This window comes from Allobosea lathyri (assembly GCF_900108245.1).
Taxonomy (GTDB): domain Bacteria; phylum Pseudomonadota; class Alphaproteobacteria; order Rhizobiales; family Beijerinckiaceae; genus Allobosea; species Allobosea lathyri.
Genome location: NZ_FNUY01000004.1, coordinates 243828 through 269487, shown reverse-complemented (window position 1 = coordinate 269487; position 25660 = coordinate 243828). Strand labels below are relative to the sequence as shown.

Sequence of the window (25660 nt, the reverse complement as noted above, 5' to 3'; positions counted from 1 at the left end):
GTCCTGTTCTGGATGTGGGATCGCTCATTTCGCCGCCCCGAGGATGCCGGAGGGGCGGATGAAGAGGAACAGCAGCAGCACCGAGAGCGCCGCCACGTTCTTCAGACCAGCGCCGAAGACGACGATGGCCAGCGCCTGCAGGAGGCCGAGCAGCAGCCCGCCGAGAAAAGCTCCGAAGGGCCGGCCGAAGCCGCCGACGATGGCCGCGATGAAGCCGCTGATGGCGAAGGGCACGCCGACATTGAAGGCGGTGTATTGCGTCGGCGTGATCAGGATGCCGGCGATGGCGCCCAGTGCAGCGCTGAGCGCGAAGGCCAGCGCCAGCATGCGCGAAACCGGTATGCCCTGCAGCGCGGCGGCCTCGCGGTTGATCGAGCAGGCGCGCATCGCCTTGCCGGTTCGCGTCAGGCTGAAGAAGGCAGCGAGCAGGCCGACAATGGTGAGCGAGCCGCCGACGATCCAGAGGAACTGGTAGCCGACGGCGACATTGCCCAGCATCAGGGGTGGCCGGTCGGTGAAGACGGGCAGCGTCTTGGGCTGGTCGCCCACCGCTATCAGCGTCAGCCGTTCGATGACGATCTGGGCGGCGAGCGTCGCCAGGATCATCACGAACATCGTCGCCTTGCGGTTCCAGAGCGGCCTGACGACAATCCGCTCGATCGCGACGCCGAGCAGCGCCACGGCGGCGATCGCGATCAGCGCCGCCAGAGGCAAGGGCACGCCATGTCGAGCGAGCAGCACGTGGGTGATCATGCCGCCGAGCATCACGAATGCGCCCTGAGCGAAATTCACGATGCCGCTGGCGTTGTAGATCACGCAGAAGCCGATGCCGATGAGGCCGTAGACGCAGCCGATGCCGAGCCCGCTGACCAGAACCTGCGGAATATAGGACCAGTCAGCCATGGGCCGTCTCCTGTGCGGACGGCGATTCCGTGTCCGATGGCTCGGGCGCACCGAGATAGGCTGCGATCACGGCCGGGTCGGCGCGCACTTGCGCCGGCGTGCCCTGCGCGATCTTGCGGCCGAAATCGACGACGACGACGCGGTCTGCCGTGTTCATCACCAGTGTCATGTCGTGTTCGATCAGAAGCACGGTCGTGCCGTCATCGGCGATGCGCCGGATGATGCGCGAGAGCGCCGCCGATTCCTCGGCATTGAGGCCGGCGGCGGGCTCGTCGAGCAGGATCAGCTTCGGACCCGCTGCCATGGCGCGCGCCAGTTCGAGCATTCGCTGCCGGCCATAGGGCAGGGCGGAGGCCGGCTCGTCGGCAAGCGCCGCGAGCCCGGTGAAGGCGAGCAGGTCGCGGGCGCGGGCCTCGACCTGTGCCTCCTCCCGCCTTGCCGAGGCCGGCCGCAGCAGTGCCGAGAACAGGCCGGCCTTGCCATGCAGGTGGCAGCCGACCTTGACGTTGTCGAGCACGCTCAGATCCTCGAACAGCTTGACGAGCTGGAAGGTGCGCACCAGCCCGCGCGCGGCGATGCTCTGCGGCGCATGCCCGGTGATGTCCTGCCCATCGAAGGTGATCTTGCCGGCGCTCGGCGGAAGAAAGCCCGAGATCAGGCTGAAAAGAGTGGTCTTGCCGGCGCCGTTGGGGCCGATGACCGCCGTCACGCCCTCGGCCGGGACGTCGAAGCTGACATTGTCGACCGCGACGAGCCCGCCGAAACGGCGCGTGACACCTTCGAGGCGAAGCCGGCTCATGACCGGCCTCGCGGGGCGAACAGGCTGGCAAGGCCGCGCGGCGCGTAGATCAGCAGCAGGATCAGCGCCGCGCCATAGGCGAGGTCCTGATAGTCCTTGAAGGCGCGGAAGGTCTCGGGCAGCAGGCTGACGATCAGAGCCCCGATCAACGGGCCCGCCACCGTGCCGATGCCGCCGACATAGAGCATGGTGAAGGTGACGATGACCATGTGCAGGCCAAACACCTCCGGGCTGACGAAGCCGACGACATGCACGAAAAGCGAGCCTGCAAGCGCCGCGAAACCGGCCGAAAGCAGGAAGGCCATCAGCTTGTAACGGGAGACGTCGATGCCGAGCGCCAGCGCCGCCTCCTCGCTGCCGGCGACTGCCGAGAGCGCGCGGCCGAAGCGCGAGCGACGGATGCGCGCCGCAGCGAAGGCGCAGGCCGCGACGATGAGCGACAGCATCACGAGCTGGCCGCGATCGGACGTGATCTCGTAGCCGGCAATGCCGAAGGGTGGAATGCCGGAAATCCCCATATAGCCCTGCGTCACCGACTGCCATTCCACCGTGATCTCATAGGCGATCAGGCCGATGGCAAGCGTGCCCATGGCCAGGTAATGCCCCTTCAGCCGCAAAGCGGGAAAGCCGATCACGGCGGCGGCAGCGACGGCCGCGCTCATGCCCAGCACCATCGCCGGTAGCGGACCCCAGCCATAGGTCGCGGTCAGCACGGCCGAAACGTAGCCGCCGATTGCGGCGAAGGCGTTCTGGCCGAAGGAGACCTGGGCGGCGAAGCCCATGAACAGGTTCAGGCCTGTGACGAAGACGGCGTAGATCAGCGCGAAGGAGACGACGGTCGCCGCATAGCCGCCGACGAGCATGGCATAGCCGATCACGACGCCGGCAAAGAGCCAGGGCAACAGGCCGACGAGCCGCAGCGGCCGTCGTTCAGGCGAAGTAATGCTGGGCGAGATCGTCATGGGAGGTGATGTCACGCGGATCGAGTTCGGCGGCGATGCGCCCGAGCGAAAGCAGGTAGACGCGGTTGGCGAGCTTGAGCGCCAGCGGCGCCTTCTGCTCGACCAGCACGATCGCCAGTCCTTCGCGGTTCAAGAGGCCGAGCGTCTCCAGGATTTCTCCGGTGACGCGCGGCGCGAGGCCGAGAGAGGGCTCGTCCAGCAGCAGGATCTGCGGGCCGGCCATCAAAGCGCGGCCGATGGCGAGCATCTGCTGTTCGCCGCCCGACATCGAGCCCGCGACCTGGCCCAGACGTTCCTTCAGACGCGGGAACAGGGTGAGCACCCTCTCGCGCCGCCGGGCGAACTCGGCCTTGTCGTGCAGCCGGTAGGCACCAAGTTCGAGATTGTCGGCGACGCTCATCGGCCCGAAGATGCCCCGCCCCTCCGGCACCAGCACGATGCCGCGCGAGGCGACCGCGACCGCATTCTGGCGTGGCAGCGATGCGCCCCGGAAACGGACCTCGCCGCTATTGGCGACGAGGCCGAGCAACGCGCGCAGCAAGGTCGATTTGCCGGCGCCGTTGGGGCCAAGCACTGCGACGAGCTCGCCTTCGCCAACCCTGATGTCGACCTCGTGCAGCGCCCGGGCATGGCCATAGCTGGCCGACAGGCCCGTCGTGCTCAGGATCGGCGAGGATGCGGCCGTGGTGGGTGCGGCCGCGACCGATGGGCTCATTGAACCACCTTGACCTTGCCGTCCTGGATCGTCGCCAGCACGAAAGGATTGTCGGTGATGCCCTGATGCAGGTCCGGCCTGAAGTTGTAGACGCCGGTTGTGCCCTGGAACCCCTTCAACTCCTCATAGGCAGCGCGCAGCTTCTCACCGTCGAAGGATTTGGCCTGTTCGATCGCGGCGACGGTCAGCATCACGCCATCCCAGCCGCGCGAGGCCCAGTTCGGGTCGCGATCCCGAAATTTCTCGCGCCAGGGATCGAGGAAGGCCTTGATGCCGGCCTTGAGCGCGCCTTCCGGCAGCGCCTCATAGACCTGCGAGGGCGAGGCGACGAAGAAGAACTTGTCGCCGAGGACTTCGGCGACCGGGCCGAACACGGCCAGATCCTCGAGGCTCGTCAGCAGCAGCATGTCGGCGCCGAGCTGCTTGATGTTCTTGGCGGCGGTGAGCGTGGTGCCACCGAGCCCGATCTTCAGGATGGCGCCTGCTCCAGCCGAGCGCGCCTTGCTGATCTGGACGCTGAGATCGGCATCATCCTGCTTGTATTGCTCGATGGAGACGACTTCGAGCCCGTATTTGGCGGCATTGCGCTCGGCTACGCCCTTCTGGAGATTGGCGTAGGGGGTCGGGTCATGCAGCACCGCGATCTTGCGGATCTGCGTCTTCTCCTTGAGATATTCGAGGCGCTTGTCGACCTCGAAACCGGCGGGAGGCAGCGTGGTGAAGGCCCATTGCAGATGCTCGGGCTGCGTTGGCAGGATCGAGCACAGCATCATCGGCACCTTGGCGCGCTGAAGCAGGCCGGCGGCGGCAAAATTCCCGGCCGAGACGCAGCCGCTGACAAAGGCCTCGACCTTGTCCGAGCTCAGCATCTTCCGATAGACCGTGACCGCTTCCTGCGGCTCGGAGCGGTTGTCCTCGACGACGACCTGGATCTTGCGGCCCATGACGCCGCCCTTGGCGTTGACGGCGGCAGCAGCCAGTTCGACGCCGTCGCGCCAGGCGCGGTCCACCGTTGCGGCATAGCCGGTGAGGCCGGCCGAGACGCCGATCTTGTAGGCCTCCTGAGCGCCGGCGATTTGCGGCGCCGCGAGTGCGACGCAGGCCGCGAACCCGGCTGCGATAACCTTGTGCTTCATCATCCTGTCCTCCCGGTTTCCTTGCTTTCGGTCGTTTCGCCGCTCATGCGAGGCGCCGGCCGTTTTGGTTTTGAGGTTGATCGGAACGCGCGTCCTAGGCCGTGGGCTTGCCGTAGCCGCCACCACCGGGCGTCTCCAGCAGCACGATATCGCCGGCCTGCATGGTCAGTTTCTTGGCTTCGCTGACCGACTTGCCGTTGACGAGGAAGCGGCCGGGCGCGCCGGAAAGCCCGCCATCGATTCCATCCGGGCCCTTTTCGAGCCGGCTTGGCACGGCGTTGAGCAGCCAGGCATGGTCGGTGCGCATGTGGAACTGGATGATCTGGCCGTCGCCGCCCTGCATCCGCCCCTTGCCGCCGGAACCGCGCCGCAACTCCTTCCGGTCGAAGACGATCGGCATCGCCGCCTCGAGGATCTCGATCGGCACGGCCGCGACCCCTGTCGGGTAGCAGGTAGCGCTCGGGCCGGTCTTGGTGGCGCGCGCGCCCATGCCGCCGGAATAGTTGAACATGGAGGAGGTGAAGGCCTCGCCGCTCGGTCGCCGGCCCTGGATCTGCATGGTCCAGACCGCGCCGGAGCCCTCCGCCAGCACGCGCTCGGGCATGACCTGATGGAGCGCTTTCAGGATCGGCATCGGCACGTACATGCCCACGACATGGCGCGCATTCACGGGCGCTGGATAGGCGCAGTTGATGATCGAGCCTTCCGGCGCACGAATCTCGATCGGGGCCAGGGACCCGGTATTGTTGGGCAGATCGGGGTTGAGGCAAGAGCGGATGGCGAAGGTCGAATAGGCATGGGTGTAATTGAGCACGACATTGATGCCGGTCGTGGTCTGCGGCGAAGAACCCTCGAAATCGACGATGATCGCGCCCTTGTCCGTGTCGACCGTGACCGCCGTTTTCAGGGTGATGATCTCGCCGCCGGGCACGTCGAAGCTGGTCTCGCCATGATAGGTGCCGGCCTTCAGCTTGCGGATGGCGTTGCGGGTCGCATCTTCGGAGCGGTTGATGATCTCGTCGGAGAGCGCTTCGATGTCGTCGAGGCCGTAGCGCCGGCACAGCGCGATCAGATGGTCGGCAGCTGCCTCGCCCGACGAGACTTGGGCCGAGAGATCGCCGAATACCGCGTCGGGCGTGCGCACATTGCGGCGGATGATGTCATGCAGCATCTCGCTGGGCTTGCCGCGCTCATAGAGCTTGAGCGGCGGAATCCAGAGCCCTTCCTCATGCACGTCGCGGGCGCCGGCGCCGATGCCGTAACCGCCGATATCGGTGTGGTGGATGGTCGAACCGATATAGGCGATCAGGTTCTGCCCGTCGAAGATCGGCGTCAGGATCGTGATGTCGAAGAAGTGCCCGGCCGAGAGCCAGGGATCGTTGGTGATCAGCACGTCGCCGGGTTCGCAGCGACCCTCGAAGATGCGCACGAGATGGGCGCCTGCGAATGCCAGCGAGTTGATATGGCCGGGCGTGCCGGTATTGGCCTGAGCCACCATGCGGCCACGCCGGTCGAACAGCGCGCAGGCGAGGTCGCCGGCTTCGCGCACGATCGGGCTGAAGGCGATGCGCTGCAGCGCCTTGGCCCGTTCGGTGACGACGCCGATCAGGTTCGACCAGAGGATTTCCAGTTCAACGCCGTCCATCGCAGCTTTTGCCATCGCAGCTTTTGCCATCGCGGGTGACTTTGCCATCTCAGGTGACTTTGCCATCGGATTTCAGCCTTTCGTGGCGACGATGCAGCCGAGCGCGTCGATCGTCGCGCTCCAGCCGGGCGGAAGCGCGGTCGTGGTCTCGCGCTCCTCGATGATGGCGGGGCCGGCGATTGTCTGGCCGGTGGCGAGAGCGGCGCGGTCATAGACCGGCACGGACTGGCCGTCCTGCCAGGCGTGGACGGGGCGATGGCGTTTCGGCTTGCCCGGCGCGATCTGGGGCCGCGCCTGTCCGTCGAAATGCGGGGAGGGGCCGCGCGCGACGACACGCCAGGTCACGATCTCGATCGGCACATGCGATGGGTTGACGCCGTAGAGCGTGCGATAGGCGGCCTCGAACTGGGCCGAGAGTACCCCCACATCGCGGCTCTGACGCGGGTCGGTCTCGAAGATGACGGTGACCTCGTGCTGCTGTCCGACATAGCGCATGTCGGCACCGACCAGAACCGTGACGTCGCCGGGCGCGCAGCCGGATTCCCCAAGCGCAGCCCGGCCTTCTGCTTCGAGATCGCCGAGCACGCGATCGACACGGGTCCAGTCGAGCCGGCCGATCTGGGTCAGGTCGCTGCGCACCAGGTCGAGCCTGATCGGAGTGACCAGAGTGCCGAAGGCCGAGAGCACGCTGGATTGCGGCGGCACGATCACGCTCGTGCTCTGCAGCAGGTCGGCGACGCCACAGGCGTGGAGGGGCCCGGCACCGCCAAAGGCGAAGAGCGGCAGGCCGCGATAGTCGACGCCGCGATCCGTGGCATGGGTGCGGGCGGCCGACGCCATCGCCTCGGTGACGATGCGATAGATGCCGCGCGCCGCCTGGACCGCGGAGATGTCGAGCGCCTCGCCCAGCCGCGCCATGGCGGAGTCGCAGGCCGGCTTGTCGAGGGACATGTCGCCGCCCAAGAAGTTCTCGGCGTCGATCAGGCCGAGCACCAGATCGGCGTCGGTGACGGTCGCGCTCGTTCCGCCCTTGCCGTAGCAGGCGGGGCCGGGATTGGAGCCGGCGCTTTCGGGACCGACCTTGAGCAGGCCGAGATCGTCGACATGGGCGATGCTGCCGCCGCCGGCGCCGATCTCGATCAGGTCGATCGAGGGCACGGTGACTGGCAGGCCGCTGCCCTCTTTGAAGCGATAGCGCCGGTCGACCTCGAACAAGCCCGTGACCAGCGGCGTGCGGTTCTCGATCAGACAGGCCTTGGCGGTGGTGCCGCCCATGTCGAAGGACATCAGGCGGTCGATACCGAGCAGCTCCGCGTAGTGGCAGGCGGCGAGCGCACCGGCAGCCGGGCCGCTCTCGATCATGCGAACCGGGTTCTTGCCGGCCGTTTCCGCGCCGACGACGCCGCCCGAGGACAGCATGATCAAGGGGGTGTTGGCGAAGCCCTCGACGCGCAGCCTCTCGCTGAGGCTCTTGAGATAAGGCTGCGAGATCGGCATCGCATAGGCGTTCACCGTTGCGGTCGAGGCGCGCTGGTATTCGCGGATCTGCGGGGCGACCTCCGAGGAGGTGCAGATGAAGACATCGTTGAGCTCGCGGGCCAGGGCAGCAGCAACCTGCGCCTCGTTGGCGGGATTGGCGAAGCTGTTGAGAAAGCAGATCGCGAGCGCGCGGGCGCCGCTGGCGCGGATTTCGGCAGCCAGCCTAGTGATATCGGCGGGGTCGGGCGCCAGGGCGATGGTGCCGTCTGCGAGCACGCGCTCCTTGATGCCGAAGGTCAACTCGCGCGTCACCAGTGGCTCGGGGAACTCGATCTGCGGGTCATACATGTCGTAGCGGTGCTCGTTGCGGATCGAGAGCACATCGCGAAAGCCCTCGGTCACGACGAGGGCGGTGGGCAGGCCTTTTCGCTCGATCAGCGCGTTCGTCACTACCGTCGTCGCATGGACCACGACGCCATCGACGGCACCGGCTTCGACGCCAGCCTTCGCCAGCACGGAATCGACGCCGCGGAAGAAACCTTCCAGCAGGTCGTGATGCGTGGTCAGGGTCTTGTCGACGCTGAGGCCGCCTTTGGAATCGCGCAGCACGATGTCGGTGAAGGTGCCGCCAATGTCGACGGCCAGTGAGTAAGTCATGCTCTGATCTTTCCAGATGCTAATCTTGCCAGATGCTAATCTTGCCAGGTCAATCCGCGCGAGATGCGTGCGGCGCTGCCGACGACCTCCCGGATCTGCTCGGCATCGGGGACGGGCGGGATGAATTGCGTCGCACCGACGAGGGCGATCGATCCGACGAGCATCTTGCGGTGATCGAAGACGGGCGCCGCCAGGGTATTGACGCCGGTGATGACCTGATCGGGCGCCGTCGCCCAGCCGCGCTCGCGAACGATGGCGATCTCGGCCAGCAGATCGTCGCCGGAGACAATGGTGGTGGGCGTCCAGGCCTTGAGCTCGCCGGCCGCGATCTTTTTCGTGCGTTCGGGCGAGCCGAAGGCGAGCCAGGTCTTGCCATGGGCGCTGGCATGAAAGGCGAGCCGCGTGCCCGGTCGCATCGCGAACTCGATCATCGTGCGTCCCTGGATCAGTTCGAGGACGATCAACTCCTCGTCGATCACGGCGCATAGGGTGACCGCCTGACCTGTGCGATCGCGCAAGTTCATCAACTCCTCGCGCGCGGCGGAAACGATGTCGAAGCGCTGGCGCAGCGCCTCGCCCAGAACCATCAGCTTGACGCCGGCGTCGTAACGGCCGGTGTCGTTATCCTGACGAACGAAGCCGTGGCGCTGCAGCGTCACCAGATGCCGGTAGATCGTGGCCTTGGAGGCCGACAGGGCTTCGGCGATCTGTGCGAGTGCGACCGGCCGGCTCTGCAGGGCCAGATACTCGACTGCGCGCAAGGCGAGATCGAGCGTGCTGGTGCCGGCCGCCGGAGCTTTGGCCGAAGCTGTGTTCGGGTCGGTCTTCAAGGGCGTTCCTCTGCGTTTCATTTCAAATAATGAAACGTCATTTTGTTATTTGATATTGAAGCAGGATCGACAAGCGCGGTCAAGCGCCGGTGCGGCTTCGCGTAGCATCTGTGCGAGAGCGGGTCCGCGTCCCATGCGGAAACGGCGCAGCTCGTGGCTGCGCCGCTTTATGGGAAGGTCAGTCGTGACGGCCAGGCTCTGTTCTGCGGCCGGAATGGTGTGGTCGGCCGTCGATCTGACCGCGCTACTGTGCCGGGTTGGAGTCCGGCGTGGCGAGTGCGGACCTGCCGCGTGCGGGCCTGCCGCGTCCCGCCAGATACCGAAACAGCGGCGGGCCGACCAGGATCAGGACCGCGATGGCCAGCAGCGAGGCTGAGATCGGCGTCGCGACCAGCGTCGAGGGATCGCCCTGGCTGATGGCGAGTGCGCGGCGGAGCTGCTGCTCGGCCATGGGGCCGAGGATCAGGCCGATCAGGACAGGAGCTGTCGGGAAATCGTAAACCCGCATCACGAAACCGAGCAGCCCCATCAGGAACATCAGCAGCAGGTCGAACCAGGATGTCGACAGGCCCCAGACGCCGACCAGGGCGAAGATCATGATGCCGGCATAAAGCTGCGGGCGCGGGATCATCAGCAGGCGCACCCAGACACCGGCGAGCGGCAGGTTCAGCACGATCAGCATGAGATTGCCGATATAGAGCGAGGCGATCAGGCCCCAGACCAGCTGGGCGTTGTTCACGAACAGCAGCGGGCCGGGTTGAAGGCCATAGCCCTGGAAGGCGCTGAGCAGAATGGCTGAGGTCGCCGAGGTCGGCAGGCCCAGCGTCAGGAGCGGCACGAGGATGCCGGCAGCTGCCGCATTGTTGGCCGCTTCGGGACCGGCCACGCCCTCGATGGCGCCCGAGCCGAATTCCTCCGGATGTTTCGAGAGGCGTTTTTCGACCGCATAGGAGAGGAAGGTCGGGATTTCCGATCCGCCGGCCGGGAGCACACCGATGGGAAAGCCGAGCGCGGTGCCGCGCAGCCAGGGCTTCCAGGAGCGCTTCCAGTCCTCGCGCGTCATCCAGATGCCGCCCTTGAGCGGGTTGGTTCCTTCCGTGCGCGCCAGCGAGCGGCTGGCGACGAACATGATCTCTCCGACTGCGAAGAGCGAAACCAGCACGATGGTGAAGGGAATGCCGTCGAGCAGATCGAGGCTGCCGAAGGTCATGCGCGACTGGCCTGTCTGGGCGTCTATGCCGATGACCCCGAGGCCGAGTCCGATGGTGACCGCGATCATGCCGCGCAGGCGGGAATTCCCCAGCACCACCGAGATGGTGGTGAAGGAGAGGATCATCAGGGCGAAATAATCCTGAGGTCCGAAGATGAAGGCGAGTTCCGAGACCGATGGCGCAACGAAGGAGAGCAGAATCGTGCCGATAGTTCCGGCGATGAAGGAGCCGATCGCCGCTGTCGCCAGCGCTGCCGCGCCGCGACCGCGACGGGCCATCTGGTTGCCTTCGAGCGCGGTCATCATCGAGCCGCTCTCGCCCGGCGTGTTCAGCAGGATAGAGGTGGTCGAGCCGCCGTACATCGCGCCGTAAAGTATGCCGGCGAACATGATGAAGGCAGAGGCGGGTTCGAGCTGCGTGGTGACCGGCATCAAGAGCGCGATCGTCAAGGCAGGGCCGATGCCCGGCAGGACGCCGATGGCGGTGCCCAGCACGCTGCCGATGAAGGCCATCAGCAGGTTGATCGGCTGAAGGGCGACGCCGAAGCCCTGCATCAGCAGTTCGAAGGTCGACATTGCCTAGAACCCCTTCAGGAGCGGAAAGAAGGGGCCGAGATTGACGCCCAGCCAGGCAAAGAAAAACCAGGCGAGCACGCCCAGCACCGCGCCGATCGCAAGGTCGAAGAACGGCTGGGTCGAGCCGAAGGCGCGCGCCACGCCGGCAAAGACCACGGAGGCTGTAACCGGGAAGCCGGCGGGCTGCATCAGCACGAGCGGTGCGGCCGTCGCTGCCACGGCGGTCAGGAATGGGCCGAGTTTCGTCGGCCCCTCCGTATCGGCACCCTCGCTGTCGGAGGGGGCGAATGACATGCCGCGCGCGATCTGCACGGCCAATGCGATGCCGAGTCCGACAAGCGCGATGCCGATGACCGTGACGAAGAGGCCGGGTCCGATCCTGGAATAATTGTCGGATTGCCCGAGTTGGGCTGCCCCGTAGAGCAACACCAGACCGAAGGCGACGACGCCGCCAGGGAGCCACCACGGACGCATCGACGCATCACGCTTGATCATCACGAACAACCCTGCCCGGTAGAGCATCGCGCGAAAAAGTGGGCACCGGTTTTTCGCAGAAGCAATGCTCTAAACTTTTTAGAACAGATCACCTCGCATTTGGACGCTTCCGTCCGCATGTGAGGTGATCTGGCGCGACTACTTGACGATGCCCGCTTCCTTGAGGAGCGCCTGCCAGTTTTTGTTCTCGGCGGCGATGAAGGCCGTGAAGGCGTCGCCGCTGAGATAGGCGTCCTCGACACCCTGCTTTTCGAGCGCCGCAGCCCAGGACTTCGACTTCGACAATGCGTCGAGCTTTTCGATCCAGCCCTTGCGCGCCGCATCCGACATGCCCGGCGAGCCGGTGACGCCGCGCCAGTTGCTGACGGTGACGTCGAGGCCACCCTCCTTCAGCGTGGGAGCATCGACATTCGGCAGGCGGGTTTCGGAGGTGATCGCGATCAGGCGGATGCGGCCGGCCTGGGCGAGCGGGTATAGCTCTGAGACACCCGAAATCGCCGCCTTGATCTTGCCGCCGACCAGGGCGGGGACGATCTCGCCGCCGCTGAAGGAGATGAAGTTGAGCTTGTCGGCCGAGACCCCTTGCGTCTTGGCGACGAGCGCCAGCGTCAGGTGGTCAACGGTGCCGACGCCGGAGCCGCCGACCGCGACGGCGCCGGGGTTCTGCTTCAGCGCCGTCGCCAGATCGGCTGCCGTCTTGATCGGGGAATCGATGGGGACTGCGATCGCGTTGTATTCGCGGGTCAGCCGCGCCAGCGGCACGACATTGTCCATCGTGATCGCCGAATTATTGGTGATGATGGCGCCGAGCATGATCACGCCCATGAACATCAGCGCGTTGTCATTGCCCTTGTTGTTGCGGACGAAATCGGTCAGCCCGATGATGCCGACGCCGCCGCCCTTGTTGACATATTGCAGGCCGCCCGTGACGAGCTTTTCGCTCTGCAGGGCCTGCATGGTCAGGCGCGCGGTTCCGTCCCAGCCGCCGCCGGGAGCAGCCGGGATCGTCACCGTGACCTGCTGGGCCTGGGCGGCGCCTGTGACGACCGAGGCGATCAGAGCCGCACAGCCCAAGGCGCGGCCGGCGGCATGGCTCGCCGACTGGACGCGCGTCTTCATGCCTTGAAACACAGCAATGGTCATTGATGGCTCCTGATGGACGTTTCCTGGGTCGCAGCTTCTGATTGGCTGCATATTGTCGACATAATTTCGGCGGTGCGCCGTTATGTCAATCAAGAATAATTCGAACTCTGATGTTTATGTCGACAAAATCGGCAGATCAGGGCCGTGCTAGCCGGCCCGCTTCCGCTTCGAGCGCGCCGCATCACGGCGCGGCTCCTGAACGCTGGCCTCCAGCACCTGTCGGGATGCGGTGATGTGCCGGCGCATGGTCAGTTCGGCCATGTCGGGGTCACGATCTTCCAGGGCATCGACGATCCGGCCGTGCTCGACGAAGGCCCGGTAGCCGCGCTCCGGCACTTGGCGCAGATGACGGCGGCAGAGGCCGATCAGGGTCGCGTAATCCTCGCAGAGGAACTTGATCAGGAACTCGTTGCGGCTGCATTGCGCGATATAGGTATGGAAGTCGCTGTCGAGCTCGCGTGTCAGGAAGTTGGTGAAGCCGATCTCCTCCGAGCGAGCCTTCTGCCGCGCGAGATTCGCGCGCAGATGGGCGATTTCCGCGTCGGTGATGACCTTGGCGGCTTCGCGCGCGATCATGCCCTCGATCGCCTCCCGCACCATGAAGATCTGTTGCACCCGTGCCGGCGACAGCACGACGACGCGTGCGCCCAGGCGCGGCGCCCTCGTCAACACGCTGCGCTCCTCCAACCGGCGGATCGCTTCCCGCAGCGGCGCGCGGCTGATGCCGAAACGCCGCGCGAGTTCGGGTTCGCTGACCTTGGCGCCCGGCTTCAGTTCGCCGCTCAGGATGACCTCGGTCAGGCGCTGCAAAGCGCTGTCGGCGATGGTTTGCGCCTCGGCGGGGTCGAGGTTGGCGTCCTGCGAAGAGTCTTGCGAGGTGTTGTCGTCCGTCATCTGATCCATCGCTTGTCCAGTGACGTCCTGATTATCACGAAGTTGTCGACAGATTCGCCGATATCTCAAGTGCGCGCCGTGGAACCAGCACGCTGCCCTGCATCAGCCGCCGGGCGGTGCGGTACACCACTGCCTCCTGCGCGTGGGGGCTGGGCTCGAGGCGCAGCTTCGCGGCCACCGGCAGAAGGCCGGACGGGTGAGCGATGACCAGATCGGCCTCGGCATCATCAGGGAGGCACGCGAGTTCCGCCGCCAGGGTGCCGGGCAGGCGCATGGCGATCGCCAGGCACATGGCGCCTGTCAAAGGCGTCGCTTTGTGCGGCTGGCCGGCCGAGATCATGCGCACGACGATCTGGTGGCTGGCGGCCGGCAGGGTGTCCCCGCTCAAGGTGGGCGCGTCGGTCGGGGCCGCAAGGATTCCGACAAGCGGCAGATTGCGGATCCGGGCCTCGGCTTCCGAGGCGCTTGAGGCGATGCCCATCCGCACTGCGGCGGCGACACGCAGCGCCTCGCAGCATGCGAGAAGGCCAGGGGCGCGGTCGAGCTCATCTGGCAATTCGGTGCCCCGCAGGCCCAGCGATGTCGCGGCGACGAACACCACCGGGTTGGCGGCGTCGATGAGAGAGACGGATACCCGCCCCAGCCCTGCGACTTCCAGCTCGTCACGCGGATTGCCAGTCGGCAGCAGCTGCCCGGTTGCGGCGCCGCCGGGTTCGAGGAAGGACAGGCGGATCGGCGCGCCGCGACCGGCGACGCCCTGCAGTTCGAAATCGCCATCGACCGCGGCCATGCCGTTGGTCACGGCGAAGCGGGCAACGATGATCTTGCCGGTATTGGTGTTGTGGATCCGGACGGTGGCGGTGTCTCCGGTCGCCGAGACAAGGCCCTCGTCGATGGCGAAGGGGCCGATCGCGGAGGAGATGTTGCCGCAATTGGCCTTGTACTGGACAAGCGGCGCATCGATCGCGACCTGGCCGAAGGTGTAGTCGACATCGGCGTCCGGGCGGCTCGGCGGTCCCACGATCGCGATCTTCGACAGGGAGGACATCGCTCCGCCGAGCCCGTCGAGCTGCCTGCGGTTGGGGTCGGGGCTGCCAAGTGCCGCCAGGAACACGGCGTCGCGCGCGTTGGAGTCGGCGGGCAGGTCGGCTGCGTGGAAGATGATCGCGCGGCTGGTGCCGCCGCGCATATAGACCGCGGGAATGGCGATCTGGGGCGTTTCACGCGACATGGGCGGCCTCGTCGATGTTAGGGGCCTGGCCGGCCAGGCGGCGGAGCACGAAGGGCAGGATGCCGCCGGCCCGCCAGACCTTGAGTTCGTTGGCGGTGTCGAGACGGCCTTGCATCGTCACGGCCGTCAGCGTGCCGTCCGCTCGCGTGATCCGCGCCTGCAGGGTTTCGCCCGGAATGGTCCAGTTCTCGAAGCCGACCAGTTCGATCAGTTCCGAGCCGTCGAGCTCCAGCGTCAGGCGGGTCGTGCCGGCCGGGAACTGCAGCGGCAACACGCCCATGGCGATGAGGTTCGAGCGATGGATGCGTTCGAAGCTCTCGGCGAGGACTGCGCGAACGCCGAGCAGTCGCGCGCCTTTGGCTGCCCAGTCGCGCGACGAGCCGCTGCCATATTCCTTGCCGGCGATGACGAGCAAGGGCTGCCCATCCGCGGCATACCGCATGGCCGCATCGAAGATCGGCAGGACATCGCCTGACGGAACATGCCGGGTCATGCCGCCCTCGATGCCGGGCACCATCTCGTTCCTGAGACGGATATTGGCGAAGGTGCCGCGCACCATCACCTCATGATTGGCGCGGCGCGAACCATAGGCGTTGAAATCGCGCCGGGCGACCTGATGGCTTGCGAGCAGGCGCCCCGCGGGGGAGTCTGCCGCGATATCGCCCACCGGCGAGATATGGTCGGTCGTGATGCTGTCGCCGAGGATCAGCAGCGCGCGGGCCTGCGCGATCGCGGGCGGGTTTGACGTGGCCCCCGACAGATCGTCGAAATAGGGCGGGCGTCGAATATAGGTGCTCGCCATGTTCCAGGGGAAGCGCTGTCCCCTGGGCGCTTCGAGCCCGTTCCAGGTCGCGTCGCCGGCGAACAGGTCGGCATAGTAGGTTCGGAACAAAGCGGGGGTCACGACTTCCGCGAGGACCGCCATGATCTCCTGCGTCGACGGCCAGATATCCCTGAGGAAGACGGGTTTGCCATCGCAGCCATGGCCAATCGGCTGGGTCGTGAGGTCGATCTTGACCGATCCCGCCAGGGCGTAGGCGACCACCAGCGGGGGCGACATCAGATAGTTCGCCTTGGCCAGCGGATGGATGCGGGCCTCGAAATTGCGGTTTCCGGAGAGGACCGCGACCGCGACGGCGTTCTTGGCGACGATCTCCTCTTCCACCCAATCGGCCAGCGGGCCGGAATTGCCGCCACAGGTCGCGCAGCCATAGCCCGCGACCTGGAAGCCGAGCCGGTCGAGATCGGCCTGGAGACCGCTCGCCTCCAGATAGCCGCCGACGACGCGCGATCCCGGCGTCAGCGAGGTCTTGACCCAGGGCTTGACGGAAAGACCGCGCGCGACGGCTTTCCTGGCGAGCAGGCCCGCGCCGATCATCACCGCGGGGTTGGAGGTGTTGGTGCAGCTCGTGATCGCGGCCAGCGCGATCGCGCCATCAGAGATGCCGTCATGCGCAGGTGCAGGCTCGACCTTCATCTGCGTCTGGAAATTCTGGGGGATATCGGCGAGCGCTACCCAATCCTGGGGCCGGCGCGGGCCGGCTGCGCTGGGCGTGACCTCGCCGAGGTCGAAGTCGATGACCGCGCTATAGAGCGACTCCGGGGCATCCGGCTCGCTCCAGAGCCTTTGCGCCCTCGCATAGGCCTCGACTCGCCTGATCTGCTCGGGGGTTCGGCCGGTCAGTTCGAGATAGTCGATCGTGGCGCGGTCGATCGGGAAGAAGGCGCAGGTCGAGCCGTATTCGGGCGACATGTTCGCCAGGGTCACGCGATCGGCGACGGTCAGGTTCTGCGCGGAGGGGCCGAAGAACTCGACGAAAGTGTCGACCACGCCGAAAGCCCGCAGGCGCTGGGTCATGGTCAGGACGATGTCGGTGGCCGTCACGCCCTCGGTCAGTTCGCCTGTCAGCCGCACGCCGATGATGCGGCCAAGAGGCACTACCAGAGGCAGGCCGAGCATGGCGGCCTCTGCCTCGATGCCGCCGACGCCCCAGCCGAGCACCCCGATGCCATTGACCATCGTGCTGTGGCTGTCGGTCCCGACCATCGTGTCGGGGTAAAGCAGCGTCTCGTTGCCAGGTTCGGGATCGCTGCATACCAGCGTCGCGATATGCTCGATATTGACCTGATGCAGGATGCCCTTGCCGGGCGGCACCACGCGGATGCGCTCGAAAGCGGACTGCGCCCATTTCGCCAGCTGATAGCGTTCGGCATTGCGGCGGAACTCGACGGCGAGGTTGAAGTTCATCGCCCCGGCATGGCCGGCCTCGTCGACGATCAGCGAATGGTCGATGACGAGATCGACCGGAATCTGCGGATTGACCATTTGTGGGTCGCGTCCGAGCGCGACCATGGCATCGCGCATGGCCGCCAGATCGACCAGCGTCGGAATTCCCGTGTAGTCCTGCATCAATACGCGCGCCGGGTGGAACGAGACCGGAATGATATCGCTTGAACTCGGCGACCAGCCGGCGAGCCGGCGAACGTCGCCGTCATCGACGTCATTGCGCCCGGTATGACGCAGTACGTTTTCGAGAAGCACTCTCAGGCAATAGGGGAGCCGGTCGAGAGCGACTGCGCCGGCCTCTTCGAGGGCTGACAGCGCGAAATAGCCGTAGGCCTTGTCATCCGAAACGAGCGAGCGGCGGGCATTTTGAGCGAGTGTCAAGGTCGAGGGCTCCTGCTGATCCGCTGAACTCATAACGTCCGTCGAAAATTGTGTCGACATAAAATGAATTTTAAGAGGCATACCTTGGCGTATGCTGGATATGTGTCGACATATATGCCGGCGAACGGGCCGCGACGACGCTTAAGCGGATATGCCGATATTTTCTGCCGCAAGGAGTGCATGGCGAAAAAACGGCACGCCGGTCAGGGCGAGCCGTATGGTCGGTCTCTCCCTGCTCATCACGTCCGCTCGGAGCGGTTCGCGTCCGATGATATCGATGCGGCCGTGCAGCATGTCAGTGCCTGCGGCCTGAAGCTGTCGATCCGCCCACTCGGCCCAAGGCCCGGCCGGATCGAGCTCAATGCGGTCAGCCGGGCGCTCGACGGTGTTATCTTCATCCGCAGCGGCTTCGAGGAGCCGGAGAAGGGGGCGAGTGAGCCGCCTGCCGGATCGTTTTCTTTTTTTGGAACCCTGAGGGGCGCTCTGCGTTCATTCACCCGCCATGACCATTCTAGGCGGAGATCGAGATGATGGACGAACAGCGGATCAAGCGAATTGCGCGGGCCATGTGCCGGGCCTCGAAGCTGGACCCCGACAAGCCCGCGGGCAACAAGGGCCCCTTCACGATGTCGATGCGGCAGCCGGGCCATGAGAGCCCGCAGCCCGCCTGGATGCTGTTCCGTCAGGAAGCGACGCAGTTTGCAGCGCGCCACAAGGACGTGGCCGCCACGCTTTAGAGCTTCCACGCTTTAGAGTATCGGCCCGGAAAGCGGAGCGCGGTTTTCGGAAGAAGCCGATGCAAAATCAAAGACAGCATCCGTGATCGCAGGCGGCCTCGCAGGCCGCCTGGATTTTTGCGTTGCCTATCTCTTTAATCGGTGAAGACGACCGTCTTCTTGCCGTTCAGGATGACGCGATCCTCAAGGTGATGCAGCACGGCGCGCGCCAGGACACGGCGCTCGATGTCGCGGCCCTTGCGGACGAGATCGTCGGGCGTGTCGCGGTGCGAGATGCGCTCGACGTCCTGCTCGATGATCGGCCCCTCGTCGAGATCGGGCGTGACGTAGTGGGCGGTTGCGCCGATCAGCTTCACCCCGCGCTCATGCGCCTGATGATAGGGCTTGGCGCCCTTGAAGCCCGGCAGAAACGAGTGGTGGATGTTGATGCAGCGGCCGAGCAGCTTGGCCGAAAACCCATCTGACAGAATCTGCATATAGCGCGCGAGCACGACGAGATCGGTGTTGGTCTCCTGCACCAGCTGCCAGAGCTGCGCCTCCTGCTCCATCTTGGTCTGCCGGGTAACCGGCAGGTGATGGAAGGGCAGATCGCCGATATCCGTCGAGGCGATGCTGGACCGTCCGTGGTTCGAGACGATCGCGCTGATCTCCATGGGCAATTCGCCGATGCGCCAGCGATAGAGCAGATCGGCCAGGCAATGGTCGAATTTCGAGACCAGCAGCATCACCCGCTTGCGCGCCTCGCGCTCGCGCAGGGTGAATTCCATGCCGAATCGTTCAGCGAGATCACCAACCGAGGCGGCAATCGCCGCCTGCGTCTGGCTCTGTTCCAGCCGGTTGAAGACGACGCGCATGAAGAAGCGATCGGTCTCGGTGTCGTCGAATTGCTGGGCGTCGAGGATGTTGCAGCCTGCCTCGAACAGGAGCGTCGAGACGGCAGCGACGATGCCGGGGCGGTTGGGGCAGGAGAGAGTGAGGATAGCGGTGCGTTCGGGCATGGCTGATGCCGCCGAGGAGGCGGCCCTTCGCTGAAGTGGGGCTGGAAATGGCAGGGGCAGGCGAATGCGCGCGACGCGCTGCGCTCAACCTCGGCCGGTTGCCGCCAGGGTGCAGCCGAATTCCGCCACCGAGGCGGAAAGCCAGGACCAGAAACTGCCAGCCATGCTGCGCGCGACCATGATCTCGAAGACCGCTCCATCCGGGCCATCAGCGACCCGCCAGAGATGCACACCGATATGGGCGATGCTTGTCAAGGCCGCAGCGCCAATCGGGAAGACCGAGGGGTGCAGATCGATCATACAGCCCTTGGCCAGGGCATCGCGGATTTTCGGACCCGAAAGCGTGAGCGCAGCGCGTCCGTCGCTCTGTTCGGCGATTGCGGCGAGGCCGGAAAGAGCCTGCAGATCATCGGCGAAGCCGCTGCGATCGTCGGCGACCAGCAGCCATTGACCCGGGCCGGCCCAGACCAGCGCATGCGTGGCCGAGCGGACGGCGAGCGGAGTCGACGGCAGGTCGAGCCCGAAGCGCGTCTTCAGCGCCTGCACCAGCGCGTCATCGCTGCCCTCCGCGGCGATCAGGCTCGCAATGCCGAGCCCGTTTCGCGCGGTGATGGTCGTGCCGGCTGCGCCGGGTGTCCCGAGATGGCCGTCGGCCGGAAGCTCCGCCCAGGCTCCGCGAGGCGCCCATTCCAGCTTTCTGGCTGCGTCAGGGATGGTGTCTGCGTCAGGGATAGTCGCGGCGTCAGACATGCAAACGGGCTCCTTCCGGATCGACGAAGACCGGATTGCAGATTTCGACCTCGATATCGCCATTGCGGACGGGATCGACAGCCCGGATGCGTTCGCCGATGCGGCTTGCACCATTCCTGAGTAGGCCGAGACCCATCCAGTGTTTCAGGTTCGGCGAATAGGCGACCGAAGTCATGTAGCCTTCGTCATGCTCCATCACGGCCGGCTTGCCGACTCCGATGAAATGGGCGCCCGCGCGCAGTCTCTGGTTGGGATCGACCGGCTTGAAGCCGACGAAGCTCGGCCTGCCGGTCTCGACCAGCGCGTCGCGGCCGGCCATCAGGCGGCCGATGAAGTCCTTTTTCGACGACATCATCTTGCCCAGGCCGAGATCGCGCGCCGTAGTCTGGCCGTTGAGCTCATTGCCGGCGACATGGCCCTTCTCGATGCGCATCACGCCCAGCGCCTCGGTGCCGTAAGGCGTGATGCCGTGCGGTTCGCCCGCCGCCATCAGCGCGCGCATCATGGCGTCGCCATGATCGGCGGGAACGGCCAGCTCATAGGCAAGCTCGCCGGAGAACGAGATCCGGAACAGCCGCGCCGGAATGCCGCCGCCGACCGTGATCTCGCGCGCGGCCAGATAGGGAAAGGCCTCGTTCGAGATGTCGTGCTGGGCATCGACGACGCCGCGCAGGACCTCGCGCGCTTTGGGACCGGCAATCGCGGCTTGCGCCCATTGCTCGGAGACCGAGACCATGCGGACATCGAGATCGGGCCAGAGCACCTGATGGCAGAATTCGAGATGCTGCATCACCTTGGCGGCATTGGCCGTGGTGGTCGTCATCACGAAATGCGTCTCGGCCAGGCGCGAGGTCGTGCCGTCATCCATGACGAAACCGTCCTCGCGCAGCATCAGGCCATAGCGGGCCTTGCCGACGGGAAGCGCCTTCCAGCCGTTGATGTAGACGCGCTCCAGGAAACCGGCCGCATCCGCGCCCTGGATGTCGATCTTGCCGAGCGTGGACACGTCGCAGAGTCCGACGCCATTGCGCACGGCCAGAACCTCCCGGTTCACCGTCACCAGCCAGTCGTTCTCGCCGGGCCTGGGATAGTACTGCGCCCTCAGCCAAAGGCCGGCTTCGACGAAGACGGCGCCCTGGTCCTTCGACCATTGATGCGTCGGCGTCAGCCTGATCGGCCGGAAATCCTGCCCACGATGGTGGCCGGCCAGCGCGCCGATCGCGACCGGCGTGTAGGGCGGACGGAAGATCGTCGTGCCGGTCTCAGGGATCGTCTTGCCGGTCTGCTCGGCCATGATGGCGAGGCCGGCGATGTTGGAGGTCTTGCCCTGGTCGGTCGCCATGCCCAGCGTGGTGTAGCGCTTGAGATGCTCGACCGGCTTGAAGCCCTCGCGCGCCGCAAGCTCGACATCCTTGTCGGTGACGTCGTTCTGGAAATCGACGAAGGCTTTGCCCCGGAAGCTCCGGCCCTTACCGTCCTTGACGCGCCAGACCGGCGCGAGCGCGACGCCTTCCGGATCGGTCTTGGGCGGCTGCGCGTCAACCGTCGGCGCAAAGCCGCAATCGGCGGCAGCCTGCGATCCCAGTCGCGCGCCATCTTCCAGAGCCTGTGCCAGCGAGAACCGTCCGGCTGCGCTGCCCGCGACGCTCAGGCCTGCCGGCATCTGGCCGGGCACGAAAGCGTGGATGGCCTCGTCCCAGACAGGTCGCGTGTTTTGATGCGAGGTCAGGTGCAGCGTCGGATTCCAGCCATTCGATACCGCGAGGAGATCGCAGGCGATCGTTTGTTCGCGCCCCGACGCATCCCGGATGGTGACCTGCCTGAGCGCCCTGCCGCCGGATGCGGCGCTGACCACGCCGCCGGTCAAGACGCGTGCGCCGATCCTGCTGGCCAGCGCCGTCAGCCCCGCATCGATCTGCGGGCGCGGGTCGACGATCGCCGCGATCCTGGCGCCGGCCGCCGCGAGGTCTCGCGCTGTCGCCCAGCCATCGTCGCCGCTGGTGAAGATGACGGCCTCGCGACCCGGCAGCACGCCATGGCGGTTGACATAGGCGCGTACAGCACCGGCCAGCATGACGCCGGGTGTGTCGTTGCCGGCAAAGACGATCGGCCGCTCGATCGCACCAGCCGCCAGCACGGCACGCTTGGCATTGATGCGCCATGAGCGCTGGCGCGGCTGATGCGCTGGCGGGATCGGCAGATGATCGTTCACGCGCTCGATCACGCCATAGATGCCGTGGTCGTAGACGCCATAGACCGTACTGCGCGCCATGATACGGACATCGGGCATGCCAGCCAGTTCCGCGAGCGTATCCGCGATCCATTCGGAGGAGGCTCGCGCATCGATCTCGCGCTTCTCGGCGAGGAGCTTGCCGCCGAGCCGGAAATCCTCGTCGCAGAGGATGACCCGTGCGCCGGTCCGGCCCGCCGCAAGCGCCGCCGCAAGTCCGGCCGGGCCGCCGCCGATGACAAGCACGTCGCAGAAGGCGAAGGCCTTCTCGTAGTGGTCGGGGTCTTCATGGCCGGCCGCACGTCCCAGCCCTGCGGCGCGGCGGATCAGCGGCTCGTAGAGCTTCTCCCAGAAACTCGCCGGCCACATGAAGGTCTTGTAGTAGAAACCCGCGGTCAGCGCCGGTCCCAGCAGCGAGTTGATCGACAGCACGTCGAAGGCGAGCGAGGGCCAGCGATTCTGGCTGCGCGCCTCCAGGCCATGATAAAGCTCGGTGACAGTCGCGCGGGTGTTGGGTTCGCGGCGGGCGCCGGCCCGCAATTCGACGAGCGCGTTGGGCTCCTCCGGGCCGGCCGAGAGAATGCCGCGCGGACGGTGGTATTTGAAGGAGCGGCCGACCAGCCTGACACCGTTGGCGAGCAGGGCTGAAGCCAGCGTGTCGCCGGCAAAGCCCTCATAGCGGGTGCCGTCGAAGCGGAAGGATTGCGGTTGCGTCCTGTCGATCAGACCGCCATCGGCCGTGCGGAAAGGCTGCTTCGTGCTCATGCTGCCGTTCCTGCTTTTGGCCGCTTCGTCGGCTCGACGGCCTCGATCGCATGGGTGCGCGTGTCGCGGGTCACGGTGAGCCAGGCATGGCAGCCGGCACCGTGATACCAGAGTTCGCGATGCCGCCCGGCCGGGTTTTCGCGCTGGTAGACGTAGTCGAACATCGCGGCCTCCGTCGCCTCCAGCCCATCGGGGCGGCTGGGACTGGCGTCACCGAGATAGGTGAATTCCTGGACGTCGCGGGCGCCGCAATGGGGGCAGGTTATGCGCATGGTCGGGCTTCCAAAACGAAATCGGTAATTGAACCCGCTGCGTCATGCTCGGCCTTGTGCCGAGCATCCACGTCCTGAACACCGCCCTCGCCGAAGGAAGACATGGATGATCGGGACAAGCCCGGCCATGACGGGAGGGGACGCGCGATCGATTGTTCGAGTGTTGCCAGCATAGCCGCGGTCAATGCAGGTTCGGTTGGGCGCCTGCGCCCTTTTCGTCGATGACGCGGCCCGTCGCGAAACGGTCGAGCCGGAAGGCTGTCGCAACGGGGTGTGGCTCGTCGCGGGCGATCAGATGGGCGAAGCAGAAGCCTGAGGCCGGCGTCGCCTTGAAGCCGCCATAGCACCAGCCGGCATTGAGATAGAGGCCGTCGACCGGCGTGTGGTCGATGATCGGCGAGCCGTCCATCGACATGTCCATGACACCGCCCCAATGCCTGAGCATGCGGATGCGGCCCAGACCCGGCCACAGCCCCATCGCGGATTCCATCACATCCTCGATCACCGGCAGGTTGCCGCGCTGGGCGTATGAATTGTAGCCGTCGATATCGCCGCCGAAGACGAGCCCGCCCTTGTCGGACTGGCTGATATAGAAATGCCCGGCGCCATAGGTCACGACATTGTCGATCACCGGCTTGAGGCCCTCCGACACGAAGGCCTGCAGGACATGCGTCTCGATCGGCAGGCGCATTCCAGCCATGGCGGCGAGCCGCGAGGAGTTGCCGGCCACCGCAAGCGCGACCTTCTTCGCCCGGATCGGACCCCGCGAGGTCTCGACACCGGTGATGCGGCCATTCGCGATCGTGAGGCCCGTGACCTCGCAGTTCTGTACGATATCGACGCCGCGCTGGTCGGCGGCGCGGGCATAGCCCCAGGCGACGGCGTCGTGGCGCACCGAGCCACCGCGCTTCTGAAGCAGCCCGCCCTGGATCGGGAAGCGGCCGGTTTCGTAGTTCAGGAACGGCACCATGGCGCGGACCTGCTCGCGGTCGAGCAGATCGGCATCGACGCCGGCCAGCCGCATCGCATTGCCGCGCCTGGCATAGGCGTCGCGCTGCGCATCGGAATGGTAGAGGTTCAGCACGCCGCGCTGGCTCACCATGGCGTTGTAGTTGATGTCCTGCTCGAGCCCTTCCCAGAGCTTCAGCGAGTGCTCGTAGAACGGCGTGTTGCCGGGCAGCAGGTAGTTGGAGCGGATGATCGTCGTGTTGCGGCCGACATTGCCGGAGCCGATATAGCCTTTCTCGATCACCGCGACATTTGTGATGCCGTGTCGGCTCGCGAGATAATGGGCGGTGGCCAGCCCATGACCGCCGCCGCCGATGATCAGCACGTCGTATTCGGCCTTGGGCGCGGCATCGCGCCAGGCCGGTTTCCAGCCGCGGTGGCCGGCAAGCGTCTGCGCGGCAAGCGAGAAGATGGAATAGCGCATCGGCGGTTCGATCCGGAGCTATGACCGGTCACCGAGGGCGCGCCGGACTTGTCATTGGGAGATTGACCGACGTAGCTTCGCCGACATGACCGTGAGCGACGCCAGATTGCCTTCCAGCGACAGGGATCACGAGCAGGGGCCGGCTCATGTCGGGTTCCTGCTGATCCCGGATTTTGCCCTGCTGGCCTATGCCTCGGCCATCGAGCCGTTGCGCGCCGCCAATCGCCTCTCGGGCCGCGATCTCTACCGCTGGAGCCATGTCTCGATCGACGGCCTGCCGGCGCCGGCCTCGAACGGCGTCAGCATCCAGGCCGAATACGGCGTCGGCGGAGAGATGCGCTTCGACTATGTCTTCGTTTGCGCCGGCGGCAATCCTGCCGCCTTCCAGCATCCCCAGACCTTCGCCTGGCTCAGGCAATTGGCGCGTCGGGGCGTGCGGCTGGGCGGCGTTTCGGGCGGGCCCTACATTCTGGCGCATGCAAATGTGCTGTCCGGCTATCGCTTCACCATCCACTGGGAGCATGCGCCGGCCTTCCTGGAGGATTACCCCGAGCTCGACCTGCGGCGCTCGCTCTATGAGATCGACCGCGACCGGCTGACATCGAGCGGCGGCACGGCCCCGCTCGACATGATGCATGCCGTTATCGCCCGGGAGCATGGCAGCGAACTCGCGCTGGCCGTCAGCGAATGGTTTCTGCAGACCCATGTGCGGGAAGGCGAGGGGCCACAGCGCATGCCCTTGCGCGAGCGGCTCGGGATCAGCCATGCGCCGCTTCTGCGGGTCGTCGGCCGCATGGAGCAGAGCCTCGAGAACCCACTCTCGCGCGCTGAGCTGGCGCGGACAGCGGGGGTCTCGCTGCGACAGCTGGAGCGGCTCTTTCGCTTGCATCTGGGCCGGTCGCTCGGCGAGCATTATCTGGCTTTGCGTCTGGATCGGGCCCGCGACCTGCTGCGCCAGACCAGCCTGTCCGTACTGGAGATCGGGCTCGCCTGCGGCTTTGCCAGCGCTAGCCACTTTTCGCGCGCCTATCGCGAGCGCTTCGGGCATCCGCCGCGGGCGGAGCGGGTTCCCCATGGCGGAGCGGTTTGGCGCTGAGTGTCAAGAAACCGTCGCATAGCGACAAATCATCTGC

General features: G+C 66.0%; 22 protein-coding genes. 3 read left to right on the top strand and 19 right to left on the bottom strand.

Translation table 11 applies throughout. The features are described 5' to 3' along the window. Positions 1-24 precede the first annotated feature (24 nt). The 14 genes from C4S73_RS11765 to acnA form a co-directional block, all read right to left on the bottom strand. Positions 25-903, bottom strand: a complete 879-nt coding sequence (locus C4S73_RS11765) for a branched-chain amino acid ABC transporter permease (protein ID WP_103872684.1) — start codon at positions 901-903, stop codon at positions 25-27. Then, positions 896-1702 (bottom strand): ABC transporter ATP-binding protein, encoded by an 807-nt coding sequence (locus C4S73_RS11760; RefSeq protein ID WP_103872683.1) that lies wholly within the window; start codon positions 1700-1702, stop codon positions 896-898. Before C4S73_RS11760 ends, C4S73_RS11765 begins: the two co-directional genes overlap by 8 nt. Next, complete coding sequence (locus tag C4S73_RS11755; RefSeq protein WP_103872682.1) at positions 1699-2664, bottom strand: branched-chain amino acid ABC transporter permease; 966 nt, start codon at positions 2662-2664, stop codon at positions 1699-1701. Before C4S73_RS11755 ends, C4S73_RS11760 begins: the two co-directional genes overlap by 4 nt. Beyond that, a complete protein-coding gene (locus C4S73_RS11750; RefSeq protein ID WP_103872681.1) occupies positions 2633-3379 on the bottom strand; it encodes an ABC transporter ATP-binding protein in 747 nt (248 codons plus the stop codon). The genes C4S73_RS11755 and C4S73_RS11750 overlap by 32 nt, the downstream gene beginning before the upstream one ends. Further along, the gene (locus tag C4S73_RS11745) at positions 3376-4515 is read right to left on the bottom strand and encodes an ABC transporter substrate-binding protein (protein WP_160115747.1); all 1140 of its coding nucleotides are present in this window, start codon (positions 4513-4515) and stop codon (positions 3376-3378) included. The genes C4S73_RS11750 and C4S73_RS11745 overlap by 4 nt, the downstream gene beginning before the upstream one ends. A gap of 94 nt (positions 4516-4609) precedes the next feature. Beyond that, complete coding sequence (locus tag C4S73_RS11740; RefSeq protein WP_244595567.1) at positions 4610-6175, bottom strand: hydantoinase B/oxoprolinase family protein; 1566 nt, start codon at positions 6173-6175, stop codon at positions 4610-4612. A 57-nt stretch (positions 6176-6232) separates the two neighbouring features. Then, on the bottom strand, positions 6233-8296 hold the full coding sequence (locus C4S73_RS11735) for a hydantoinase/oxoprolinase family protein (protein WP_103872678.1): 2064 nt from the start codon (positions 8294-8296) through the stop codon (positions 6233-6235). Between the two features lie 35 nt (positions 8297-8331). Next, the gene (locus C4S73_RS11730) at positions 8332-9126 is read right to left on the bottom strand and encodes an IclR family transcriptional regulator (protein WP_160115746.1); all 795 of its coding nucleotides are present in this window, start codon (positions 9124-9126) and stop codon (positions 8332-8334) included. Positions 9127-9370: 244 nt separating this feature from the next. Beyond that, positions 9371-10912 carry a tripartite tricarboxylate transporter permease gene (locus C4S73_RS11725; protein WP_103872676.1) on the bottom strand — a complete coding sequence of 514 codons (1542 nt, stop codon included), beginning with the start codon at positions 10910-10912 and terminating at the stop codon, positions 9371-9373. 3 nt (positions 10913-10915) lie between these two features. Beyond that, the gene (locus tag C4S73_RS11720; protein ID WP_160115745.1) at positions 10916-11407 is read right to left on the bottom strand and encodes a tripartite tricarboxylate transporter TctB family protein; all 492 of its coding nucleotides are present in this window, start codon (positions 11405-11407) and stop codon (positions 10916-10918) included. Positions 11408-11545: 138 nt separating this feature from the next. Continuing rightward, entirely contained in the window at positions 11546-12550 is a 1005-nt protein-coding gene (locus C4S73_RS11715) for a Bug family tripartite tricarboxylate transporter substrate binding protein (protein ID WP_200827988.1), read from the bottom strand. Between the two features lie 147 nt (positions 12551-12697). Next, complete coding sequence (locus tag C4S73_RS11710; RefSeq protein WP_103872673.1) at positions 12698-13453, bottom strand: GntR family transcriptional regulator; 756 nt, start codon at positions 13451-13453, stop codon at positions 12698-12700. Positions 13454-13478: 25 nt separating this feature from the next. Beyond that, positions 13479-14675, bottom strand: coding sequence for a 2-methylaconitate cis-trans isomerase PrpF family protein (locus tag C4S73_RS11705; RefSeq protein ID WP_103872672.1), 1197 nt, complete (start codon positions 14673-14675; stop codon positions 13479-13481). Next, positions 14665-17376 carry an aconitate hydratase AcnA gene (gene acnA / locus C4S73_RS11700; RefSeq protein ID WP_103872671.1) on the bottom strand — a complete coding sequence of 904 codons (2712 nt, stop codon included), beginning with the start codon at positions 17374-17376 and terminating at the stop codon, positions 14665-14667. The genes C4S73_RS11705 and acnA overlap by 11 nt, the downstream gene beginning before the upstream one ends. Positions 17377-17523: 147 nt before the next feature. On the opposite strand from acnA, the gene C4S73_RS27930 reads away from it, so the two are divergent. Together C4S73_RS27930 and C4S73_RS11695 are read left to right on the top strand one after the other, a co-directional pair. After that, complete coding sequence (locus C4S73_RS27930; protein ID WP_160115744.1) at positions 17524-17874, top strand: hypothetical protein; 351 nt, start codon at positions 17524-17526, stop codon at positions 17872-17874. Beyond that, positions 17874-18080, top strand: coding sequence for a hypothetical protein (locus tag C4S73_RS11695; RefSeq protein ID WP_146071336.1), 207 nt, complete (start codon positions 17874-17876; stop codon positions 18078-18080). Before C4S73_RS27930 ends, C4S73_RS11695 begins: the two co-directional genes overlap by 1 nt. 134 nt (positions 18081-18214) lie before the next feature. On the opposite strand, the gene purU is transcribed toward C4S73_RS11695, so the two are convergent. From purU to C4S73_RS11670, 5 genes are all read right to left on the bottom strand, one after another. Continuing rightward, a complete protein-coding gene (gene purU, locus C4S73_RS11690) occupies positions 18215-19078 on the bottom strand; it encodes a formyltetrahydrofolate deformylase (protein ID WP_103872669.1) in 864 nt (287 codons plus the stop codon). A gap of 84 nt (positions 19079-19162) precedes the next feature. Continuing rightward, a complete protein-coding gene (locus C4S73_RS11685) occupies positions 19163-19828 on the bottom strand; it encodes a sarcosine oxidase subunit gamma (RefSeq protein ID WP_160115743.1) in 666 nt (221 codons plus the stop codon). Continuing rightward, the gene (locus C4S73_RS11680) at positions 19821-22823 is read right to left on the bottom strand and encodes a sarcosine oxidase subunit alpha family protein (protein WP_103872667.1); all 3003 of its coding nucleotides are present in this window, start codon (positions 22821-22823) and stop codon (positions 19821-19823) included. Before C4S73_RS11680 ends, C4S73_RS11685 begins: the two co-directional genes overlap by 8 nt. Next, positions 22820-23095: a sarcosine oxidase subunit delta gene (locus C4S73_RS11675; protein WP_103872666.1), complete on the bottom strand. Its 276-nt coding sequence runs from the start codon at positions 23093-23095 to the stop codon at positions 22820-22822. The genes C4S73_RS11680 and C4S73_RS11675 overlap by 4 nt, the downstream gene beginning before the upstream one ends. A 181-nt stretch (positions 23096-23276) precedes the next feature. Beyond that, positions 23277-24527: a sarcosine oxidase subunit beta family protein gene (locus C4S73_RS11670; RefSeq protein WP_103872665.1), complete on the bottom strand. Its 1251-nt coding sequence runs from the start codon at positions 24525-24527 to the stop codon at positions 23277-23279. A gap of 85 nt (positions 24528-24612) precedes the next feature. On the opposite strand from C4S73_RS11670, the gene C4S73_RS11665 reads away from it, so the two are divergent. Beyond that, the gene (locus C4S73_RS11665; RefSeq protein WP_103872664.1) at positions 24613-25623 is read left to right on the top strand and encodes a GlxA family transcriptional regulator; all 1011 of its coding nucleotides are present in this window, start codon (positions 24613-24615) and stop codon (positions 25621-25623) included. Positions 25624-25660 lie beyond the last annotated feature (37 nt).

What these genes read in the sequence shown, in the direction of transcription:
- C4S73_RS11760 (WP_103872683.1), bottom strand. Translation starts at nt 1,702, where the DNA reads ATGAGCCGGCTTCGCCTCGAAGGTGTCACGCGCCGTTTCGGCGGGCTC.
- C4S73_RS11745 (WP_160115747.1), bottom strand. Translation starts at nt 4,515, where the DNA reads ATGAAGCACAAGGTTATCGCAGCCGGGTTCGCGGCCTGCGTCGCACTC.
- C4S73_RS11740 (WP_244595567.1), bottom strand. Translation starts at nt 6,175, where the DNA reads ATGGCAAAAGCTGCGATGGACGGCGTTGAACTGGAAATCCTCTGGTCG.
- C4S73_RS27930 (WP_160115744.1), top strand. Translation starts at nt 17,524, where the DNA reads ATGGCGAAAAAACGGCACGCCGGTCAGGGCGAGCCGTATGGTCGGTCT.
- C4S73_RS11755 (WP_103872682.1), bottom strand. Translation starts at nt 2,664, where the DNA reads ATGACGATCTCGCCCAGCATTACTTCGCCTGAACGACGGCCGCTGCGG.
- C4S73_RS11725 (WP_103872676.1), bottom strand. Translation starts at nt 10,912, where the DNA reads ATGTCGACCTTCGAACTGCTGATGCAGGGCTTCGGCGTCGCCCTTCAG.
- C4S73_RS11750 (WP_103872681.1), bottom strand. Translation starts at nt 3,379, where the DNA reads ATGAGCCCATCGGTCGCGGCCGCACCCACCACGGCCGCATCCTCGCCG.
- C4S73_RS11765 (WP_103872684.1), bottom strand. Translation starts at nt 903, where the DNA reads ATGGCTGACTGGTCCTATATTCCGCAGGTTCTGGTCAGCGGGCTCGGC.
- C4S73_RS11665 (WP_103872664.1), top strand. Translation starts at nt 24,613, where the DNA reads ATGACCGTGAGCGACGCCAGATTGCCTTCCAGCGACAGGGATCACGAG.
- C4S73_RS11715 (WP_200827988.1), bottom strand. Translation starts at nt 12,550, where the DNA reads ATGACCATTGCTGTGTTTCAAGGCATGAAGACGCGCGTCCAGTCGGCG.
- acnA (WP_103872671.1), bottom strand. Translation starts at nt 17,376, where the DNA reads ATGAGTTCAGCGGATCAGCAGGAGCCCTCGACCTTGACACTCGCTCAA.
- C4S73_RS11680 (WP_103872667.1), bottom strand. Translation starts at nt 22,823, where the DNA reads ATGAGCACGAAGCAGCCTTTCCGCACGGCCGATGGCGGTCTGATCGAC.
- C4S73_RS11735 (WP_103872678.1), bottom strand. Translation starts at nt 8,296, where the DNA reads ATGACTTACTCACTGGCCGTCGACATTGGCGGCACCTTCACCGACATC.
- purU (WP_103872669.1), bottom strand. Translation starts at nt 19,078, where the DNA reads ATGCCCGAACGCACCGCTATCCTCACTCTCTCCTGCCCCAACCGCCCC.
- C4S73_RS11695 (WP_146071336.1), top strand. Translation starts at nt 17,874, where the DNA reads ATGGACGAACAGCGGATCAAGCGAATTGCGCGGGCCATGTGCCGGGCC.
- C4S73_RS11720 (WP_160115745.1), bottom strand. Translation starts at nt 11,407, where the DNA reads ATGATCAAGCGTGATGCGTCGATGCGTCCGTGGTGGCTCCCTGGCGGC.
- C4S73_RS11670 (WP_103872665.1), bottom strand. Translation starts at nt 24,527, where the DNA reads ATGCGCTATTCCATCTTCTCGCTTGCCGCGCAGACGCTTGCCGGCCAC.
- C4S73_RS11685 (WP_160115743.1), bottom strand. Translation starts at nt 19,828, where the DNA reads ATGTCTGACGCCGCGACTATCCCTGACGCAGACACCATCCCTGACGCA.
- C4S73_RS11675 (WP_103872666.1), bottom strand. Translation starts at nt 23,095, where the DNA reads ATGCGCATAACCTGCCCCCATTGCGGCGCCCGCGACGTCCAGGAATTC.
- C4S73_RS11710 (WP_103872673.1), bottom strand. Translation starts at nt 13,453, where the DNA reads ATGGATCAGATGACGGACGACAACACCTCGCAAGACTCTTCGCAGGAC.
- C4S73_RS11705 (WP_103872672.1), bottom strand. Translation starts at nt 14,675, where the DNA reads ATGTCGCGTGAAACGCCCCAGATCGCCATTCCCGCGGTCTATATGCGC.